The organism is Pseudomonas sp. GL-R-26 (genome assembly GCF_019947365.1).
GTDB lineage: Bacteria > Pseudomonadota > Gammaproteobacteria > Pseudomonadales > Pseudomonadaceae > Aquipseudomonas.
Window position 1 is genome coordinate 84,096 of record NZ_JAGYGI010000016.1, and the last position, 17,742, is coordinate 101,837.

Consider the following 17,742-nt stretch of genomic DNA (forward strand, 5'->3'; position numbering starts at 1 on the left):
CCCAACTAGACTTTAAAATCAATAATTCTATTCTAACAACCACAGCCAGCCGGCTGTTCACACCAACAAGTAAAGGATTACTTTCATGCTACTTGAACAACGACTCGAATTTATTGATTCCCTGCCAACATTTCCTATCATCACGCAGCGCTCGACACCTGTCATTAGTACGTTCTCTGCCCAACCTGAACATGACATCAACAAACCCACCGCCAGTGTAATGCCTGGCACCATCGATGCGTTTCTGCCCGGAGTTTCGCAGGAGACCATCGAAGACGTCAACTTGTGCAAACTGGTCATGCAGAACGCTGCTACCAAACGCTTCCCCGAAGACGCGCAACTCTTTGAATGGTATCGCTACTATGTTGACGGCCTGAGCAAACTAGGCTGGGTGACTCAAAACAGGAACATCCAGGAAGTCACAATCAAGCGAGTTGGCCTGACGATGGATCAGGTGGCCTTGGAAGTGACAGCAGGATTGATTGGCAGCAATGCCGCTAAAACTCTGGCTGACGTTGCGAAAAAAGCCGTTGAGTTGGTGCAGAAAAATCCCGGTGCCATTCAGATTTTTGACCGCAACTCCAAGCTGGGTACTCAGGCAAAATTCGATATCGCACCGATCTGGCTTGATAACGGCGGGCAACCAAACATGGTCCTCAACTGCATTTCCCTGGATGCAAGGGAGAGCACCCGCGGCATTCTGTTCTGGAAATCGACCCGCCAGTCCACCACGATAAAAACGGGCGCTGTGCGCACTTACCTGGACACTAAAACTTTTTCCGGCCTACGTGGCGACCTGTACAAGAAGTTTAACGACAGCAGCAAGAAATTCATTGAAGACCTGCCTGATTTCTAACAGCCACTGACATGTTTAAATCGGCCATAGCGCGCCGATTTAAACAACTTATTGCACTCACCGGCACGTAGGTAAAATATGAAAAAAACAACACTTGATACCTGGTTGGTCAATGGCAACATAACGATTTTTTGCGGCTCGCACACTGACAGCTTTAAAAAAGACATTCTAGCCTCCAGTCTGTTAGGCGAGTTGGTGGCAGAAAAAAAAAGCAAAAACCGTGAAGTTTCCTGGCCCACTTATACAGATACCGTTCAAAAAATTGGCTGGACTGTCAATAGCCGGGCGAATCAGCAACTCGAGTTTGAAAACAGTAATCTCTTGAATATTGTTGAGCAAAGCGCCGGGAGTGCCCTGCCACAAGATGAACGGCAAGCGCTCGCTAATGCTTTGGCTCAATTGGTCAATCTCCAGAGTGATTCGCCAGCGATCAGGACAATCGTCGAGAAACTTCAAAGAAACGCTACTGTGAGCAACACCACCACGGATATATTGGTTTCAACGGCTGTTCTGCTGACGATTATTCGCAACGATAAAACCGTGGTAACCCTGCAAGTGGCGTTCGAAACAGCCCAAGAGATTGCAATAGATATTCTCGACCAGCCGGTTTTGAACACCACCAACGAACACAAGACCAATGTTTGGCTAATGAGTACCTTGCTGGATGGGCGCCAATACAATCGCGTAAGAGATGACGTCCTGAAGAAACTGGGTAAGAGGATGGAAACGGAGTTATTGCAAATCCATGCACCCACCGGATTGAGTTGAAAAATCAAGCCTCGCAGGCCGTTCAAGCGACCCGGAGTCGGGGCGCTTGAACTCTGCTCACCAACAAATTCAGTTTTTGACGGTCTTCGGCGCCTTGCCCGCCTTCATTTGCTCCAGCAAAGGCGCACACTGGTTCGTCTCGCCGCCGCTTGGCGCCACCAGCGCCAGCAAACCTGCGGCCGGTGCGGCGATCACGCCCAGCGCCACCATCCCGGCTCCGCGCAACATCAACGGTACGGCCTTGACCCCGGCATCGGGCTTGATGAACTTGCCGCGCACATACAACGGCGAGCGCAATGAAATCAGGCGCCAGCCCTTGGATTCCGGGGTGATGGTCAGGTCCAGTTGTTCAGTCGCCATGTTCGCCGTGCCGTCGATGTAGATGATGGCGTTCTCGGTGTCGAACACAAACAAGCGGGTACTCGCCAGGCCGGATTGGATGCCGAAGTCGGCGGCGGCGCAGTTGATCTTCACTTCCTTGTCGCCAAAGATCTTGCCAACCACGTAGTTGCCGACGTTCAGGCCTGCCAGTTCCATCAATTCACGACTGATGGCGCCATCGTTGATCAACATTTTCAGATTGCCATTGGCGCTGCCCAGCAGTTTGGCCACCGAATTGCCGCGCCCGCTGAGATCAGCGTCGCCATTGAGCTCACCGAAACTGGTTTTCATCGGTTCAAAGCCGGGGAACAACTGCTTGAGCTTGAAGCCTCGCGCTGTGAGCCTGGCATGGCCCTCCAGTGGATCGGTGTGGCCGTTCAGGCGAATCTGCGCATCCAGATTGCCGCCGGCCACGCCGAAACGCAGCGGTTCGAGGCTGAGCACGCCGTCGGTGAGCACCAGATGGGTATAGAGGTCGTTGAACGGCAGTTTTTCGCTGTGCACGATGCGCTTACCGGTGAACTCGACATCGGCGTCCATATCGCGCCAGCGATCGGTCTTGAATTCTTCGACCGGCAGCACTTTGTCCGCCGGTTGTTTGCTGTCACCGCCCCGGGCCTTCTGATCGGCGTTGGAGTCGGCACCGATCAGCGGTGCCAGGTCAGCGAACAGCAATTGATTGGACAACAGCGAGCCGCTAAGTTTTGGCCGTGGCTGGCTGGCCACGTAGGTCAGATTGCCATGGATGTCGCTTTCGCCGATCTTGCCGTTGAATTCCTCATAGCGGAACACTGCGCCACCCACCTCGTGCAACTTGGCGATCAGATCGCCGTCGGTGGCATAAGGTGGCGTGTCCGGCAGGATCACACCGGTCAGCGGGTAGAGGTTGCCCAGGCTGGTGCCGGCCAGTTTCAGGCGCAGGTCCAGGGCGCCAAGGTTCAGCGGATCGGTCAGGGTGCCGGCCAGTTCAACGCTGGAATCGGCGATCTTCACCTGTGCCTGAAGCGGAAACGGCCGTGCCGCGTCCTGCAACGCCAACAGCCCGCCAATCTTGCCCTGGCCCACGAGTTTCTGGCCGTGGTACTGGCCGTTGACCTTGAGGGCGAACGCATAATCCTGGGGTGACGAGCCCTTTTCCTGCGCAGCTTTCGCCGCTTTGTCGCCAACGATATCGCTGAACGGAATCGGTTTGCCCAACGGATCGATCAGCACGTCGAGTTGTGTCTTCAGGCTATGGTCGTCGAGGGTGACGTGGCCCTTGTCGAAGCCGATCGCACCGATATCCAGCACCCAACTCGAAGGCTCGGCGTTCGGGTCCTTTGGGTCGAATTTGAAGGTCCAGTTGGCGCGCCCGTCAGCCAGGCGTTGCAGTTGGGCATTGGGCTCGGTGAGATCGATACGTGGGATCTCCACTCGCTGCGCCAGCAATGCCAGGGGTGAAATACGCAGTTCCACCCGCTTGAGAGTGACCATCTGCGGCTGTTTCGACCAGTCGGGATTGCCCAGGCTCAAGTCTTCGGCCACCACATGAGGCCACGGCACCCAGGCGCGCCAGCCGCTTTCATCGGGCTCGGGCTGCCAGACCACCGACAGATTGCCTTTGATGGCGAAAGCGCGGTGCAGCTCTTCGGAAACCTTGGCGTTGAGTGGCGGTTTGATCCGATTCCAGTCGAAGAACACGATGATCAGCACCAGCACCATCAATAAGGTAAGGAAAGTGGAAAGGGTCCAGACCAACGTCTTTTGAGTGCGCGTCATTGCACGGGGCTCCTGATACGACTGAGCGCCCTGACTGCGACGCACATGTGAAACGGTGAGCCGCAAACGGCCCACCATGAAAACTACGACTGATAAAAACCCGGCAGGTTTAATCGATAGACCGATTTCGCCGGATTCATCCAGTCCAATACTGACCAGCCAGTCTGCCTGCGTTACCGGACCTGCACTTTTGCACGTCATAGGTGGGTCGAAAATACCCATAAAAGCGAAAGACAATTCTCCGGAAACGCCCGGCCTAGGGCCTCCGCAGCAAACAATCAATTCCATTGATTATTACCATTGCGTTTATGAACTTTCATATCGATTTATCGAGAGTAGCATTGCTCTCGTACCCACTTATTCGCACCCCCAAGGAGCAAAATAATCATGAAACGCCAACTACTGCTCAGCCTTACACTCTCGATGCTGGCCAGCACTGCTTTTGCCCTGCCAGCGGCTGACCAGGCCACTCCACAAGTGAAACAAAACCACTCGGTGTTCAGCCAGACCGTCGCCGAAGGTGGTAATGATCGCCTGAAAGAAAAAGGCCTGATCACTCAGGATGGCTCGGACCGCACCCCACAAGGCCAGACCCTCGCCGCAGATGGCTCGGATCGTACTCCACAAGGCCAAACCCTGGCTGCTGATGGCACCGACCGTACTCCACAAGGCCAAACCCTCGCCGCTGATGGCACCGACCGTACTCCACAAGGCCAAACCCTCGCCGCAGATGGCACCGACCGTACTCCACAAGGCCAAACCCTCGCCGCAGATGGTTCGGATCGTACTCCACAAGGCCAAACCCTCGCCGCAGATGGTTCGGATCGTACTCCACAAGGCCAAACCCTCGCTGCCGACGGTGCGGATCGCACTCCACAAGGTCAAACCCTCGCTGAAGGTGGTGGTGACCGTGTAATCGAACGCAACAGCGCCGTGAGCTAAGCCCCATGGCCGCCTTGAAAAAAAGCCCAATCCCCGGATTGGGCTTTTGACTTTTCAGCGCTCCGCTTGATAGATGCCGCACTTCCCCCGCTTGATCCCCCACAGTCGTTCGACGCCGGCAAAGCCGATTTGCTAGAGTGCGCCGCGTCACTGTCCAGAAAACGCCCTTGCGATGCTGCCCCGCGCCGAACAGAAACAACAAACCCGTAACGCCCTGATGGACGCTGCCCGGCGCCTGATGGATGGCGGCCGAGGATTCGGCAGCCTGAGCCTGCGCGAAGTCGCGAAAACCGCCGGGATCGTGCCGACCGGTTTCTACCGCCATTTTGCCGATATGGATGAATTGGGCCTGGTGCTGGTCAGCGAAGTCGGCCAGACATTCCGCGAAACCATTCGCCTGGTGCGACACAACGAATTCGTGATGGGCGGCATCATCGATGCCTCGGTACGTATCTTTCTCGACGTGGTCAGCGCCAACCGTTCGCAGTTCCTGTTTCTCGCCCGCGAGCAGTACGGTGGTTCGCTGCCGGTGCGCCAGGCCATTGGCCGTTTGCGTGAAGACATCAGCTCGGACCTGGCGGCGGATTTGTCACTGATGCCGAAACTGCAGCATCTGGACATCGCCGATCTCAGCGTCATGGCGGATCTGATCGTCAAGAGCGTGTTCGCCACTCTGCCGGACATCATCGACCCGCCAGCCGAGGCCCTGCCTGAGCACCTGACGCCCCAGGCGAAAATCACCCAGCAGTTGCGGTTTATCTTTATCGGCCTCAAGCATTGGCAAGGGCTTGGAAGTACTGAGTAACCCTTAACCTTCAGTCTGGATCAGGCCCCTGTGGGAGCGAGCTTGCTCACGATAGCGTCGGCACATAGAGAGTCGATGTGACAGACACTCCGCTTTCGCGAGCAAGCTCGCTCCCACATTGAGGCTCATCGCTTCAACTTGGTGCGCAACTCAAAAACAACGCACCAACTTCAGTCAAAAAACTCACTCCATCGACACCCATCCCACATCTCCGTCAGCCATTTCCTACACATCAGTCAATTGGCAAGCCCCTTGCTCTAGCCTGAGCATTGTCCATTGCTGGAAGCCTTCCGATGCTGGTGATTCATCGCAGAATCGACCCTCAACCCGTTTGGGCCGCCGAACTGCACCTGACGTTCGAAGCCCGCAGCAAAAGCCGTTTGCGCTGTTTCAGCGCCGAAGGCGAAGACGTCGGGTTGTTTTTGGAGCGCGGTCAGCCGCCGTTGCATGACGGCGAATGCCTGCAGGCCGAAGACGGGCGAATCGTGAGGGTCTGCGCCCGCCCCGAACAATTGCTGCACGTCACCTGCGCCAATGCCTTCGAACTGACCCGCGCGGCCTATCACCTGGGCAACCGGCATGTCGCCCTGCAAGTCGGCGACGGCTGGTTACGCCTGCTCGACGATTACGTGCTCAAGGCCATGCTCGAACAACTCGGTGCCGTTGCCGCTAACATCGAGGCGCCGTTCCAGCCGGAACATGGCGCCTACGGCGGTGGCCATCACCACTCGCGCCACGGCGATGAAGACTTCAACTACGCGCCGAAACTGCACCAGTTCGGCGTACGCACATGAACCCGGCCTGGGCGCTGTTGCGCCTGGCCAGTCCGCAATTGCCGATTGGCGGCTACAGCTACTCCCAAGGGCTGGAAATGGCTGTGGATAACGGCCGGGTTCACGACCCCGACAGTGCGCGACGCTGGATCAGCGATCAGTTGCTTTTTAATCTGGCACGCTTCGAAGCGCCGTTGCTGCTCGCCCATTGCATGGCCGCCAGCGAGGAAAACTGGGACGAATTGCTGCAGAACTGCGAAGCGCATCGCGCCAGTCGCGAAACCCGCGAGTTGCATCAGGAGAGCCGACAGATGGGCTACTCGTTGCAACAATTGCTCAATGGCTTGCCGGAACTCGACACACCCGCCCGCGCCTTCCTCGAACAACGCAGCGAGCCACATCTGGCCCTGGGTTGGGCCTTGGCCGCGCGCGCCTGGCAGATCAGCCCGCAGGACGCCCTGGCTGCATGGCTCTGGAGCTGGCTGGAAAACCAGTTGGCCGTGCTGATGAAGACCCTGCCCCTGGGTCAGCAAGCCGCCCAACGCCTGACCAGCGAACTGTTGCCGCTGCTTCAACAAGCTCAACAGAACGCCACCCGAATAGACCCCGATCATTACGGCAGCGCCGCTTTCGGCCTGTCCCTGGCGTGTATGGCCCACGAGCGCCAGTACAGCCGTCTGTTCCGTTCCTAGGGCCTGTTATTTTGGAGAAGCACATGAACACACAACCCCTGCGTGTCGGCATCGGCGGCCCGGTCGGCTCCGGTAAAACCGCCCTGACCCTGGCCCTGTGCCTGGCCCTGCGCGAGCGTTACAACCTGGCCGTCGTGACCAACGACATCTACACCCGCGAAGACGCCGACTTTCTGGTGCGCAACGAAGCCCTGGCACCGGAACGCATCATCGGCGTGGAAACCGGTGGCTGCCCGCACACAGCCATCCGCGAAGACGCCTCGATCAACCTCGAAGCCGTGGATCAGCTCAACCGCCGCTTTCCGGGGCTGGACCTGATTCTCGTGGAGTCCGGTGGCGACAACCTCTCCGCCACTTTCAGCCCGGAACTGTCCGATCTGACGATCTACGTGATCGACGTCTCGGCCGGCGACAAGCTGCCGCGCAAGGGCGGGCCGGGAATCTGCAAATCCGACCTGCTGGTGATCAACAAGATCGACCTGGCGCCGCTGGTCGGTGCCTCGCTGGAGATGATGAACAGCGACACCCAGCGCATGCGCAACGGCAAGCCGTTCGTGTTCAGCAATCAGAAAACCGGCCTGGGTCTGGAAGAAATCATCGCCTTCATCGAACGCCAGGGTTTGCTGACCGCGGCCTGATCACGACTTATCAACAAGGAAGCTTTTCCATGACACTCAAACGCATTCTCGGCACCCTGGCCCTGCTGCTGGCCCCGGCCCTCGCCTTCGCCCATCCGGGGCATGGCGACAACGGCTTGATTGCCGGTATCAGCCATCCGCTTGGCGGTCTCGATCACTTGCTGGCGATGCTCGCGGTCGGTCTTTGGGCCGCACAGCAGCAAGGCGCTGCGCGTTGGGCGCTGCCGTGCGCCTTTGTCGGCACTATGTTGATTGGCGGGCTGTTGGGTTTTGAAGGATTGAACCTGCCGGCACTGGAAGGCGGGATTGCCGCTTCCGTGTTGGCCTTGGGGCTGGCGGTTGCCTTGGCAGTGCGTCCACCGTTGGTGATGGCGGTGGGTGCGACGGCGTTGTTTGCGCTGTTCCATGGCGTGGCCCATGGTCTTGAGTTGCCGGACATGTCGAGTCCCTGGACCTACGCCACAGGCTTTGTCGCGGCGACGGCGATGTTGCACGCGGCGGGTTATGCGCTGGTGCGGGTATTGCCGCAGGCCGCAGCGCCTCTGGTGCGATTGGCGGGCGCGGCTTCGGCGGCGACCGGGGTGTGGTTGCTCGCAGGTTGATTTTTTGTTGCCTGTGTTGACCCCATCGCGAGCAGGCTCGCTCCCACAATGGATCTGTGTGCACAGGACCAATGTGGGAGCGAGCCTGCTCGCGATGACGGCCTGACAGACACCGCATCGCTCAGGCCGACCTCTCTGCTAACATGTCGCGCAATCGCCCCTGCCGTGACGACGCCAGCCAATGCCGCCTGTTTCCCGCTCCGCCTCCCAGCCTGAACTGACCGCCCTGTTCGCCTCGGTGCAACAGCACTTCCTGAACGTCATCGTGCCGCTCTGGCAAGGTCCGGGCTGGAATGCCGACATAGCGTTGCCCTACGAGGCGCTGGATGCCGAACACCAACCGCTGCCACCGCAACGCTACCGGGCCATGGCCTGTGCGCGGCAGTTGTATCTGTTTGCCAGCCTGATCGGTCAGGTGCCGGGCGCCGAAGAGCGTGCCGCCGCGTTGTTCCGCTCGTTGCAGCGGCACTTCCACGATGCAGAGCACGGCGGCTGGTTCTACAGCGTCGATGCTCAAGGGACACCGCTGGATCAGCGCAAGGACCTCTATACCCACGCCTTCATCCTGTTCGCCTGCGCCCATTACTGGAACAAGGTCCGCGAGCCGCTGGTGGAGTCGGTGCTCAATGCCTCGCTGGAAGTGGTCGCGCAGCGTTTCGCCACGGACGACGGTCTGTACGAAGCCACCCTCGAGCGCGACTGGGCATCGCTGGGCAGCGGCCCTTTGCAAAATCCGCTGATGCACTTGGCCGAAGCATTTCTCGCCACCCTGTCGGTGCGTGAAGACCCCGGCGTGCAACAGGCGCTCGTCGAGTTATGCACAGCCATGCACGCGCACTTCATCGATCCGCAGCGTGGCGTGTTGATGGAAAAACCGTTGGAGTCTGTGGATAACTGGTTTGAACCGGGACATCAGTTCGAGTGGTATTTCCTGCTGGAATCCTCGGCGCTGTTACGCAATTCGACACTGCATGCCGATCTGGAGCGGGCCTTCGCCTTTACCGAGCAAGTGGGTGTCGATCAGCAGACTGGCGCCGTGCGGGCGATGCTCGACTTCGCAGCGGATGGCGGCGTCCGGGACGCCACGCAGCGTATCTGGGCCCAGGCCGAGTACCTGCGCGCGTTGACGCTGCGCCCTGACAGCGAGGCCGCTGTGCTGCGCCAGTTGCAGGCGTTGCAGCAGCGCTCGCTGCATTCCGGCGGCTGGTACGAATGCCGTGACGAGCACGGTGAAGTCAGCCGTCGCGACATGCCGTCGACCACGCCCTATCACCTGGCGACCTGTTATCGCGGGTTGGCGGAATATCTCGCCACAAGGTGAAATCCAATCACTCAATCCACTTGCGGTCCCCGGTAAAGCTGATGGTCAGCCATCGCGCGGCATCCGGCTCGCCAAGCTTCGTGGAAATTTCCTCGCGCAGACTGTCCAGTTGCCCCACACCGTCCAGCCAGTAATCCTTCGGCAATACGATGTGAATCTCGATAAAACAGGCCCTGCCGTGTTTCTGCACGTAGGAAATGTAATCGTCGAAACCATGCTCGACCTTCGCCACCTCCATCACCTGACGCACCTTGTCGTCCAGTTGATCCGGGACGATCCCCAACACATCGCGCAAGGCCGGCCCGAGGATTTGGAGCGCCGGGGGGAGCATGCCCAGGGCCAGCAGAATCAGGATCATCGGGTCGACATACACCGCCCACTTGTCGTAACCCTGAGTTTTGAGCAGCAGCGCGATGAGGAAACTCACCAGCAGTCCCGCCGAGAGCATCGCATCCACCAGCCAACTGATGTTGTCGAACTGGATCAGCGATGAGTTGAGCGTGCGATTGCGCTCGCGGACGTAGAAAAAATAAATGAGCTCAACGACAGTGAAGAACGCCGCGTAGAAGATCACCAGCCCCAGTTCGACCTCGCGGCCACCACTGATGATGCCGAACACACCGTTGAGAAAGGCATAAATAGCGACCAGGAAAATGAAGCTGCCCTCGATCACCAGCACCATGGGTTCCAGGTGCCAGGAGCCGAACTGGAAGCGCTGGTTGCTTTCCTTGGCGATCAGCCGGGCGGTGATCAGCATCAGGACCTTGATGAAGGCCGCGATCAGCGAAAAGAAGCCATCGAACAGGATGGATTGGGCGCCCGAAACAAAACCGGTGATGATCCCGGCGAATGTCACGGCGAGCATCAGGAAGGTCGATTGTTTGAGCAGCGACTGCTCGCCTCGATTACTCACTTGATCTCCTCTAAAACCTCTAGACCGCCGGGTGTGGCGGGTTGCTTGAGGGAGGAGTCTAGCTGATGTCCGGTTTTGACCGCTCTTGTGGCGAGGGGGCTTGTCGGACCGCCGCACCGCCCCGTTGGGCTGCGGAGCAGTCGAAAACCGGTGGATGAAGTACATCTGAAAAATTGAGCGCTATGGTTTCGGGGCTGCTGCGCAGCCCAACGGGGCGGTGCGGCGGTCCGACAAGCCCCCTCGCCACAATTAAGACTTACGCTCGATCGAAAACCCGGCCCAAGTCTGGCTGACCGGCATCAGCTCCAGGCTGTTGATGTTGATGTGCGCCGGGGCATTGAGCACCCAGAAGATGGTGTCAGCGATGTCCTGCGGCTGAATCGGCTCGGCACCGGCATAAGTGGCGTTGTAGCGCTCCTGGTCACCGGCAAAACGCACCAGCGAGAACTCGCTCTCGCACAGGCCCGGTTCGATGTTGCTGACCCGTACGCCCGTGCCCTGCAGGTCGCAGCGCAGGTTGACGGAGAACTGTTTGACGAACGCCTTGGTCGCGCCATACACATGGCTGCCCGGGTACGGGTAGTTGCCGGCGATGGACCCCAGATTGACGATACCGGCACCACGACCGTGCGCGATCAGGCGCGGCAACAGCAGACGGGTGCTGTACATCAGGCCTTTGACGTTGGTATCGACCATGGTGTCCCAGTCGTCCAGGTCGCACTTGGGCGCCGGATCAACACCCAGGGCCAGCCCGGCGTTGTTGATCAGCCCGCGCAGTTTGGCAAAGGATGGCGGAAGATTGGCAATCGCCTCCTCCATAGCCTTGCGATCACGTACATCGAGCACCAGGCCATGGACTTCGGTCTGCTTCGACAACTCGGCGCACAACGCATTGAGGCGCTCTTCACGACGGCCTGTCAGCACCAGTTTCCAGCCGGCCTCGGCAAAACGACGGGCACAGGCTTCACCAAAACCGGAGGTCGCTCCGGTAATAAACAGGGTGTTGGACATCGTGTTCTCCTTGCTTCGGCTGATCGCCAGCCATTGGAATAGAAAATCAGCAGGCAGCATGCCCGGCCTTGTTCACAGCGGCAACCACCGTTCAAACTGTTCAAACTGTTCAAAAAACGTACAATCCCGGCAAGCCCTTGACCAGCGTGGCCTACAGCCATGTGCGCGCACGTTATCCACAGGCCGGTCCACAGTCTTTGGGGGCAAGTGGAAAAGCTGCAAGCCGCTATCCACAAGGCTTTGCGCGAGGTTTTGAAACTTTTTTGCTTGACCCTCAACCGCCTGCTGTGTAGCCCTTGGCCATTTTCATGACTGACGGGTCAAACCGACGATGGCGCCAAGCCAGTAACCACGGCCTTCAGCCGAGTCTTTCCAGAGTTTAGTCACAGACTTATCCACAGGCTTGTCCACGCCGATTCCATGCCTTTTCATCCCGAACAAAAAGGTTGACAAAGCGGTCTGCAAGCTGCGCAAAAACGCCTGATCAAAAAACAACCACACCTCTGTAAGCCACGGTTTAAAAGGCCTCCAGCCAGCTACTCCCACGTTATTCACAGCCGGTTCCACAGCAAACGGGGACAAGTCAAAACCGTGACAAAACAACTATTTGCAGCGGCTTTATGTCGCGCTTTGCGAGCTTGGGAATATTGTTTTCCACAATTTCCCGGAGGCATGCCAAAACCCTGTGGGAGCGGGCTTGCTCGCGAAGACCGGGGCACAGCTTGCATCGTGGTGACTGACACACCGATATCGCGAGCAAGCTCGCTCCCACAGGGGATTCGCGGTGGATTGGAGATGTAAAAAAGCCCCGGCGATTGCGCGCCGGGGCTTGTGCATAACAAAGCAGACTCAGTGCCCGCCGAGATAGGCGTTACGCACATCCTCGTTGACCAACAACTCCTTGCCAGTACCGGTCATGCGAATCTCGCCGTTGACCATCACGTACGCCCGGTCCGACAACCGCAGGGCATGGTTGGCGTTCTGTTCCACCAGGAAGATGGTCATGCCGGTCTTGGCCAGTTCCCGCAGGGTGGCGAAGATCTGCTTCACCACGATCGGCGCCAGGCCCAGGCTCGGCTCATCGAGCAGCAACAACTTGGGCCGGCTCATCAGGGCACGGGCAATGGCGAGCATTTGCTGCTCGCCGCCGGACATGGTCATCGCCCGTTGGGTACGCCGCTCTTCGAGCCGAGGGAACAGCTCGAACATGCGCTGCATGTCCTCCTTGGCGTACTTGTCACCGATAGGGATGGTGCCCATCAGCAGGTTCTCCTCGACGGTCATGTCGGGGAACACCCGCCGCCCTTCCGGCGATTGCGCGATGCCGTTGGAGGCGATGTAGTGAGACGACTTATGGGTAATGTCCACGCCCTGATAGAGGATCTGCCCGTCGGCTGCCCGTGGCTGGCCGAAGATCGACATCAGCAGGGTCGACTTGCCGGCACCGTTGGAGCCGATCAGGCTGACGGTTTCCCCTTCGTTGATGTGCAGCGAGACACCTTTAAGGGCCTGGATCGGGCCGTAAAACACGTCCAGATCCTTGAGTTCGAGGATGGGTTTACTCATACCACCTCCTCTTCTTCGGCGCCCAGGTAGGCCGCAATCACTTTCGGATCGTGACGAATCGCATCGGGTCCACCCTCGGCGATGACGATACCGTGGTCCAGCACCACGATGTGGTCGGAGATACTCATAACCATGCCCATGTCGTGTTCGATCAGCACCACGGTCAGATCGTGCTCGTCGCGCAGCAGCCGGATCATCGCGCTCAGCGCTTCGGTTTCCTGAGGGTTGAGGCCGGCGGCCGGTTCGTCGAGGCAGATGATCTGCGGACGGGTGCACATGGCGCGGGCGATTTCCAGGCGACGCTGCTGGCCGTAGGACAGTTCACCGGCCAGGCGGTTGGCGCAGTCCACCAGGTCCACCACTTCCAGCCAGTAGAACGCGTGGTCCAGCGCATCGCTTTCGGCCTTGCGATAGCCCTTGGTATTGAGGATGCCGGCCAGCATGCTGCGGTTGACCCACATGTGCTGGGCCACCAGCAGGTTTTCCAGCACGGACATTTCCTTGAACAAACGAATGTTCTGGAAGGTCCGCGCCAGGCCTGCCCGGTTCACCAGGTGGGTGCCGCCGAATGCCTTGTAGAACAGCCGACTGGCGAAGGATTTCGGCGAAACGAAATCGGTTGGCTTGAACGACTCACCCAGCAACTTGATGACGTTGGTCTGTTGCCCACGGATGTTGAGTTCGATCTTGCCGCCGGAGGCTTTGTAGAACCCGGTCAGGCAGTTGAACACCGTGGTCTTGCCGGCGCCGTTAGGCCCGATCAAGGCGAAGATCGAGTTGCGGTGCACTTTCAGGCTGACATCGCTCAACGCCTTGATGCCGCCGAAGTGCATCATCAGCTTTTCTACACTGAGTACGACTTCGCTCATGGCGCTACTCCTTTACGCGGGGTCACACCGGTACGGCTGATCCGAATCAGGCCGCGCGGTCGCCAGATCATCATCAACACCATCAGGATGCCGAACAGCAGCACGCGGTACTCGGCGAAGCCACGCAGCAGCTCCGGGGCGACGGTCAGCACGAAGGCTGCAATTACGACGCCTATGGTCGAACCCATGCCGCCGAGTACCACGATGGCGAGGATCAGCGCCGATTCGAAGAAGGTGAACGAGGTCGGGTTGACGAAGCCCTGGTAGGTAGCGAAGAACACCCCGGCCAGACCGGCCGTCGAGGCACCGATGGTGAACGCCGAGAGCTTGACCAGCACGTGGTTCAGGCCCATGGAGCGGCAGGCGATTTCGTCTTCCCGCAGGGCTTCCCAGGCGCGGCCGACCGGCATGCGGGTCAGGCGATGCTTGATGTACAGCACGGCCAGCACCACCAGGAACAGCACCGCGTAGATGAAGTAGTACTTCACGTCGGGGTTGTAGGCGATGCCGAAGAACTCATGGAATGGAACTCCACCGTCCTTGGCCCGCTTGCCGAACTCCAGGCCGAAGAAGGTCGGCAGAGGTGCCGGCATGCCGTTCGGGCCGCCAGTCAGCGACAACCAGTTGTTGAGGATCAGGCGAATGATTTCGCCGAAGCCCAGGGTCACGATCGCCAGGTAGTCACCGTGCAGGCGCAGCACCGGGAAACCGAGGATGCAACCGGCCAGGCCGGCGGTAATCGCCGCCAGCGGCAACACCGTCCAGAAGCCCAACCCAAGGTATTGATAACCGAGCGCCAGGCCGTAGGCACCGATGGCGTAGAACGCCACGTAACCGAGGTCGAGCAGGCCGGCCAGGCCGACCACGATGTTCAGTCCCAGTCCCAGCAGCACGTAGATCAGCCCGAGGATGACCACGCCCAGCAGGTAGGAGTTGGAGAAAAACGGCAGCACCACGGCAATGACGATCATCAGCGGGATGATCCAGCGCAACCGCGACTTGTAGTCCGGCGCCAGCACATGCACCCCGGAGCCTGTCGTTTCAAAGCCTTCGAGGATTTTCAGGCCCTTGGGTGTCTGCAGGAACATGCTCAGGGCAAAACGACCGGCCATGACAATAGCGACAATCCACGCCACGCGAGTGGGCTGCAAATTGAAGCCGTAGCCATCGAGGACGATGCCGACAATCGGGCCGAACACAATCAGAGCCACGAGGCCGGCAAGAATCGCGTCAACCAGACTTTTTTTGATATCAATGGTTTTTTTAGTGGTTGAAGACATCGCTTACACCTTCGACACAAGAGGACGGCCGAGCAGGCCTTGAGGCCGAAAGACCAGAACGAGGACCAGCAACGAGAAGCTGAAAACGTCTTTGTAGTCTGAGTTCACCAGACCGGAAAACAGCGACTCGGAAATCCCGAGGATGATCCCGCCAAGCATCGCGCCGGGCAGCGAACCAATCCCGCCGAGCACCGCGGCGGTGAACGCCTTGATCCCGATGATGAAGCCGGCATAGAAGTCGAATGTGCCGTAGTTCATGGTGATCAGCACGCCGGCCAGGGCCGCCATCGCTGCACCGATGATGAACACGTAGGAAATCACCCGATCGGTGTTGATCCCCAGAATCGAAGCCATCTTGCGGTCTTGCTGGGTTGCACGGCACATGCGGCCGAGCTTGGTGTACTTGATGATGTAGGTCAGCGCGGCCATCCCGACAAACGCGGCGACCAGAATGAAGACCCTGGTGTAGGTCAACTGAACGAAACCGGTACCGATATCAACGCGCCAGGCACCCGTGAGCAGAGTCGGAACGCCTTGTTGCTTCGCGCCCTGGGAGATCTGTGCGTAGTTTTGCAGGATCAGGGAAATACCGATCGCACTGATCAGCGGTGCGAGTCGAGTGGAGTTACGCAGGGGTTTGTAGGCGACACGCTCGATGACCCAGCCATACACCGCCGTGACGACGATGGTGAAGATCAGTGTGCCAAGCATCAGCAGCGGGAAAGATTCGATACCGAAGTAAGCCAGCAGAGCCAGACTGATTGCCGCGAGGTAAGCGGAAATCATGTAAACCTCGCCGTGGGCGAAGTTGATCATGCCGATGATGCCATAGACCATTGTGTAGCCGATGGCGATCAGGCCATAGACCGACCCGAGGGTCAGGCCGTTGACCAGTTGCTGCAGGAAAATACCATCCATAACGCAATCTCACGCAATGAGAACCTGCACATGTGGCTGTGCGGTTCTTCTAAGGAAAATACAGATTTACGTCGGAGCAATGTCAGCCACGATCAGGCAAGCCACCACGGCCCCTGTGGGAGCTGGCTTGCCTGCGATAGCGGTTGAACATTCAACAAAGTTGTCGCCTGCCAGTCCGTCATCGCGAGCAAGCTCGCTCCCACAGGGGACCCTTGGGGTTCACCCGATTGAGTCAGCCCTTACTTCTGTTTTTCCAGCTGGTGGTATTTGCCATCCTTGTCCCACTGGTAAACCACGTAGTCGGAGATTTTCAGGTCGCCCTTGCTGTCCCAGGTCTTCTCGCCCATGACGGTCTTGACCGGGTTCTTCTTCAGCCATGCAGCCGCTTCTTCGCCCTTGTTGGACTTGGCGCCGTTGAAGGCTGCTGCCAGGGTCTGGACCGAAGCGTAGGCGTACAGGGTGTAGCCTTCAGGCTCGGTACCGGCCTTGCGGAAGGCGTCTACCACGGTCTTGCTGTCTGGCAGCAGGCGTGGGTCGGCGCCGAAGGTCATCAGCACGCCGTCAACGAATTGCGGACCGCCAGCGGTGGTCACCAATTCGTCGGTCACGATGCCGTCGTCGGACATGAACTTGACGTCTTTCAGGCCTTGTTCACGCAGTTGACGCACCAGAGGACCGGCTTCCGGGTGCAGGCCACCGAAGTAGACGACGTCAGCGCCGGCGCCGCGGATCTTGGTCACGATGGTGCTGAAGTCTTTCTCGCCACGGGTCAGGCCTTCATACAGCACAGGCGTTACGCCGCGCTTGACCAGTTGAGCCTTGGTGGCATCCGCCAGGCCCTGGCCGTAGGTGTCCTTGTCGTGCAGCACGACCACTTTCTTGCCCTTGAGCACGTCGACAATGTAGTCGCCGGCCACGATGCCTTGTTGGTCATCACGCCCGCACATACGGAACATGGCGCTCAGGCCGCGCTCGGTCACAGCCGGGTTGGTGGAGCCTGGAGTGATGGCAATGATGCCCGCTTCGTCGTAGATCTCGGAGGCCGGGATGGTCGACGAGGAGCAGAAGTGACCGACCACGCCGGCGACTTTTTGGTTGGTCAGGTCTTTGGCGACCGTCACAGCCTGTTTCGGTTCGCAGGCGTCATCGCCCTTGACCAGTACGATTTTTTCCCCGTTTACCCCGCCCGCCGCGTTGACCGCATCGGCCGCCGCTTGTGCACCCTTCATGTACTGTTCGCCAAATGCCGCGTTGGCGCCAGTCATTGGTCCCGCTACGCCGATCTTGATGTCAGCCTGAGCAAACGCAGAAACACCCAGCGCAGTTGCCACTGCGAGGGCCAGAAAACCTTTCTTGTAAAACGTCTGGGACATGAGGTGGTGCTCCATGGTTTTTTTAATTGGCACTGCGACTTCACTGAATGCTCAGAGCAAGGGCCGTGCCATCGGTTTTTTATTCTGAAAAAAGTCGCTGCTTTCTTGTTATTTCGACTGTTTCGATCCCATTTTCATTGGGCGTGCAACCGTCTAAACCGCGGAAGGTAGAACCATTATTTTTTTGAGGCGCAACCCTAGCGCGCCATCATTGCAACCGCGGCTTTAAACGAAGTGCAACCAGCCTGTAACAACGTGCGTCACCGAAGTGCACAC

At 58.7% G+C, this 17,742-nt stretch carries 18 protein-coding genes; 9 read left to right on the plus strand and 9 right to left on the minus strand.

Annotated features, from left to right (window positions below; all coding sequences use genetic code 11):
- Positions 1 to 85 precede the first annotated feature (85 nt).
- Together KGA96_RS18050 and KGA96_RS18055 are read left to right on the plus strand one after the other, a co-directional pair.
- Positions 86 to 856, plus strand: coding sequence for a hypothetical protein (locus KGA96_RS18050; protein WP_223514092.1), 771 nt, complete (start codon positions 86 to 88; stop codon positions 854 to 856).
- Positions 857 to 934: 78 nt separating this feature from the next.
- A complete protein-coding gene (locus KGA96_RS18055) occupies positions 935 to 1,624 on the plus strand; it encodes a hypothetical protein (RefSeq protein ID WP_223514094.1) in 690 nt (229 codons plus the stop codon).
- A gap of 69 nt (positions 1,625 to 1,693) precedes the next feature.
- On the opposite strand, the gene KGA96_RS18060 is transcribed toward KGA96_RS18055, so the two are convergent.
- Positions 1,694 to 3,763 carry an AsmA family protein gene (locus KGA96_RS18060; RefSeq protein ID WP_223514097.1) on the minus strand — a complete coding sequence of 690 codons (2,070 nt, stop codon included), beginning with the start codon at positions 3,761 to 3,763 and terminating at the stop codon, positions 1,694 to 1,696.
- A gap of 387 nt (positions 3,764 to 4,150) precedes the next feature.
- Here KGA96_RS18060 and KGA96_RS18065 point away from each other — a divergent pair, with 387 nt between their 5' ends.
- The 7 genes from KGA96_RS18065 (at position 4,151) to KGA96_RS18095 (ending at position 9,536) form a co-directional block, all read left to right on the plus strand.
- Positions 4,151 to 4,705, plus strand: coding sequence for a hypothetical protein (locus tag KGA96_RS18065; protein WP_223514100.1), 555 nt, complete (start codon positions 4,151 to 4,153; stop codon positions 4,703 to 4,705).
- 172 nt (positions 4,706 to 4,877) lie between these two features.
- A complete protein-coding gene (locus tag KGA96_RS18070; RefSeq protein ID WP_046039880.1) occupies positions 4,878 to 5,510 on the plus strand; it encodes a TetR family transcriptional regulator in 633 nt (210 codons plus the stop codon).
- A 293-nt stretch (positions 5,511 to 5,803) separates the two neighbouring features.
- Positions 5,804 to 6,304: an urease accessory protein UreE gene (gene ureE, locus KGA96_RS18075; protein WP_046039879.1), complete on the plus strand. Its 501-nt coding sequence runs from the start codon at positions 5,804 to 5,806 to the stop codon at positions 6,302 to 6,304.
- Positions 6,301 to 6,975 carry an urease accessory protein UreF gene (locus tag KGA96_RS18080; protein ID WP_046039877.1) on the plus strand — a complete coding sequence of 225 codons (675 nt, stop codon included), beginning with the start codon at positions 6,301 to 6,303 and terminating at the stop codon, positions 6,973 to 6,975. Before ureE ends, KGA96_RS18080 begins: the two co-directional genes overlap by 4 nt.
- Before the next feature lie 23 nt (positions 6,976 to 6,998).
- Positions 6,999 to 7,613 carry an urease accessory protein UreG gene (gene ureG / locus KGA96_RS18085; protein ID WP_046039876.1) on the plus strand — a complete coding sequence of 205 codons (615 nt, stop codon included), beginning with the start codon at positions 6,999 to 7,001 and terminating at the stop codon, positions 7,611 to 7,613.
- Positions 7,614 to 7,642: 29 nt separating this feature from the next.
- Positions 7,643 to 8,215, plus strand: a complete 573-nt coding sequence (locus KGA96_RS18090; RefSeq protein WP_223514102.1) for a HupE/UreJ family protein — start codon at positions 7,643 to 7,645, stop codon at positions 8,213 to 8,215.
- Between the two features lie 181 nt (positions 8,216 to 8,396).
- A complete protein-coding gene (locus tag KGA96_RS18095; protein ID WP_223514104.1) occupies positions 8,397 to 9,536 on the plus strand; it encodes an AGE family epimerase/isomerase in 1,140 nt (379 codons plus the stop codon).
- 7 nt (positions 9,537 to 9,543) lie between these two features.
- Here the strand turns inward: KGA96_RS18095 and KGA96_RS18100 are convergent, their stop codons facing one another.
- From KGA96_RS18100 to KGA96_RS18135, 8 genes are all read right to left on the minus strand, one after another.
- The gene (locus tag KGA96_RS18100) at positions 9,544 to 10,449 is read right to left on the minus strand and encodes a cation diffusion facilitator family transporter (RefSeq protein ID WP_046039873.1); all 906 of its coding nucleotides are present in this window, start codon (positions 10,447 to 10,449) and stop codon (positions 9,544 to 9,546) included.
- Positions 10,450 to 10,698: 249 nt separating this feature from the next.
- Positions 10,699 to 11,460 (minus strand): SDR family oxidoreductase, encoded by a 762-nt coding sequence (locus tag KGA96_RS18105; protein ID WP_046039872.1) that lies wholly within the window; start codon positions 11,458 to 11,460, stop codon positions 10,699 to 10,701.
- A 306-nt stretch (positions 11,461 to 11,766) separates the two neighbouring features.
- Positions 11,767 to 12,015, minus strand: coding sequence for a hypothetical protein (locus tag KGA96_RS18110; RefSeq protein ID WP_223514107.1), 249 nt, complete (start codon positions 12,013 to 12,015; stop codon positions 11,767 to 11,769).
- Positions 12,016 to 12,309: 294 nt separating this feature from the next.
- The gene (locus tag KGA96_RS18115) at positions 12,310 to 13,026 is read right to left on the minus strand and encodes an ABC transporter ATP-binding protein (RefSeq protein WP_007979701.1); all 717 of its coding nucleotides are present in this window, start codon (positions 13,024 to 13,026) and stop codon (positions 12,310 to 12,312) included.
- Positions 13,023 to 13,895: an ABC transporter ATP-binding protein gene (locus tag KGA96_RS18120; protein ID WP_223514110.1), complete on the minus strand. Its 873-nt coding sequence runs from the start codon at positions 13,893 to 13,895 to the stop codon at positions 13,023 to 13,025. Before KGA96_RS18120 ends, KGA96_RS18115 begins: the two co-directional genes overlap by 4 nt.
- A complete protein-coding gene (livM, locus tag KGA96_RS18125) occupies positions 13,892 to 15,175 on the minus strand; it encodes a high-affinity branched-chain amino acid ABC transporter permease LivM (protein ID WP_046039868.1) in 1,284 nt (427 codons plus the stop codon). Before livM ends, KGA96_RS18120 begins: the two co-directional genes overlap by 4 nt.
- Before the next feature lie 3 nt (positions 15,176 to 15,178).
- Positions 15,179 to 16,093: an ABC transporter permease subunit gene (locus KGA96_RS18130; RefSeq protein WP_046039867.1), complete on the minus strand. Its 915-nt coding sequence runs from the start codon at positions 16,091 to 16,093 to the stop codon at positions 15,179 to 15,181.
- 239 nt (positions 16,094 to 16,332) lie between these two features.
- Positions 16,333 to 17,466: an ABC transporter substrate-binding protein gene (locus KGA96_RS18135; RefSeq protein ID WP_008048115.1), complete on the minus strand. Its 1,134-nt coding sequence runs from the start codon at positions 17,464 to 17,466 to the stop codon at positions 16,333 to 16,335.
- Positions 17,467 to 17,742 lie beyond the last annotated feature (276 nt).

What these genes read in the sequence shown, in the direction of transcription:
- KGA96_RS18055 (WP_223514094.1), top strand. Translation starts at nt 935, where the DNA reads ATGAAAAAAACAACACTTGATACCTGGTTGGTCAATGGCAACATAACG.
- KGA96_RS18130 (WP_046039867.1), bottom strand. Translation starts at nt 16,093, where the DNA reads ATGGATGGTATTTTCCTGCAGCAACTGGTCAACGGCCTGACCCTCGGG.
- KGA96_RS18105 (WP_046039872.1), bottom strand. Translation starts at nt 11,460, where the DNA reads ATGTCCAACACCCTGTTTATTACCGGAGCGACCTCCGGTTTTGGTGAA.
- KGA96_RS18060 (WP_223514097.1), bottom strand. Translation starts at nt 3,763, where the DNA reads ATGACGCGCACTCAAAAGACGTTGGTCTGGACCCTTTCCACTTTCCTT.
- KGA96_RS18120 (WP_223514110.1), bottom strand. Translation starts at nt 13,895, where the DNA reads ATGAGCGAAGTCGTACTCAGTGTAGAAAAGCTGATGATGCACTTCGGC.
- KGA96_RS18090 (WP_223514102.1), top strand. Translation starts at nt 7,643, where the DNA reads ATGACACTCAAACGCATTCTCGGCACCCTGGCCCTGCTGCTGGCCCCG.
- KGA96_RS18080 (WP_046039877.1), top strand. Translation starts at nt 6,301, where the DNA reads ATGAACCCGGCCTGGGCGCTGTTGCGCCTGGCCAGTCCGCAATTGCCG.
- ureE (WP_046039879.1), top strand. Translation starts at nt 5,804, where the DNA reads ATGCTGGTGATTCATCGCAGAATCGACCCTCAACCCGTTTGGGCCGCC.
- KGA96_RS18050 (WP_223514092.1), top strand. Translation starts at nt 86, where the DNA reads ATGCTACTTGAACAACGACTCGAATTTATTGATTCCCTGCCAACATTT.
- KGA96_RS18115 (WP_007979701.1), bottom strand. Translation starts at nt 13,026, where the DNA reads ATGAGTAAACCCATCCTCGAACTCAAGGATCTGGACGTGTTTTACGGC.
- ureG (WP_046039876.1), top strand. Translation starts at nt 6,999, where the DNA reads ATGAACACACAACCCCTGCGTGTCGGCATCGGCGGCCCGGTCGGCTCC.
- KGA96_RS18135 (WP_008048115.1), bottom strand. Translation starts at nt 17,466, where the DNA reads ATGTCCCAGACGTTTTACAAGAAAGGTTTTCTGGCCCTCGCAGTGGCA.
- KGA96_RS18095 (WP_223514104.1), top strand. Translation starts at nt 8,397, where the DNA reads ATGCCGCCTGTTTCCCGCTCCGCCTCCCAGCCTGAACTGACCGCCCTG.
- livM (WP_046039868.1), bottom strand. Translation starts at nt 15,175, where the DNA reads ATGTCTTCAACCACTAAAAAAACCATTGATATCAAAAAAAGTCTGGTT.
- KGA96_RS18070 (WP_046039880.1), top strand. Translation starts at nt 4,878, where the DNA reads ATGCTGCCCCGCGCCGAACAGAAACAACAAACCCGTAACGCCCTGATG.
- KGA96_RS18065 (WP_223514100.1), top strand. Translation starts at nt 4,151, where the DNA reads ATGAAACGCCAACTACTGCTCAGCCTTACACTCTCGATGCTGGCCAGC.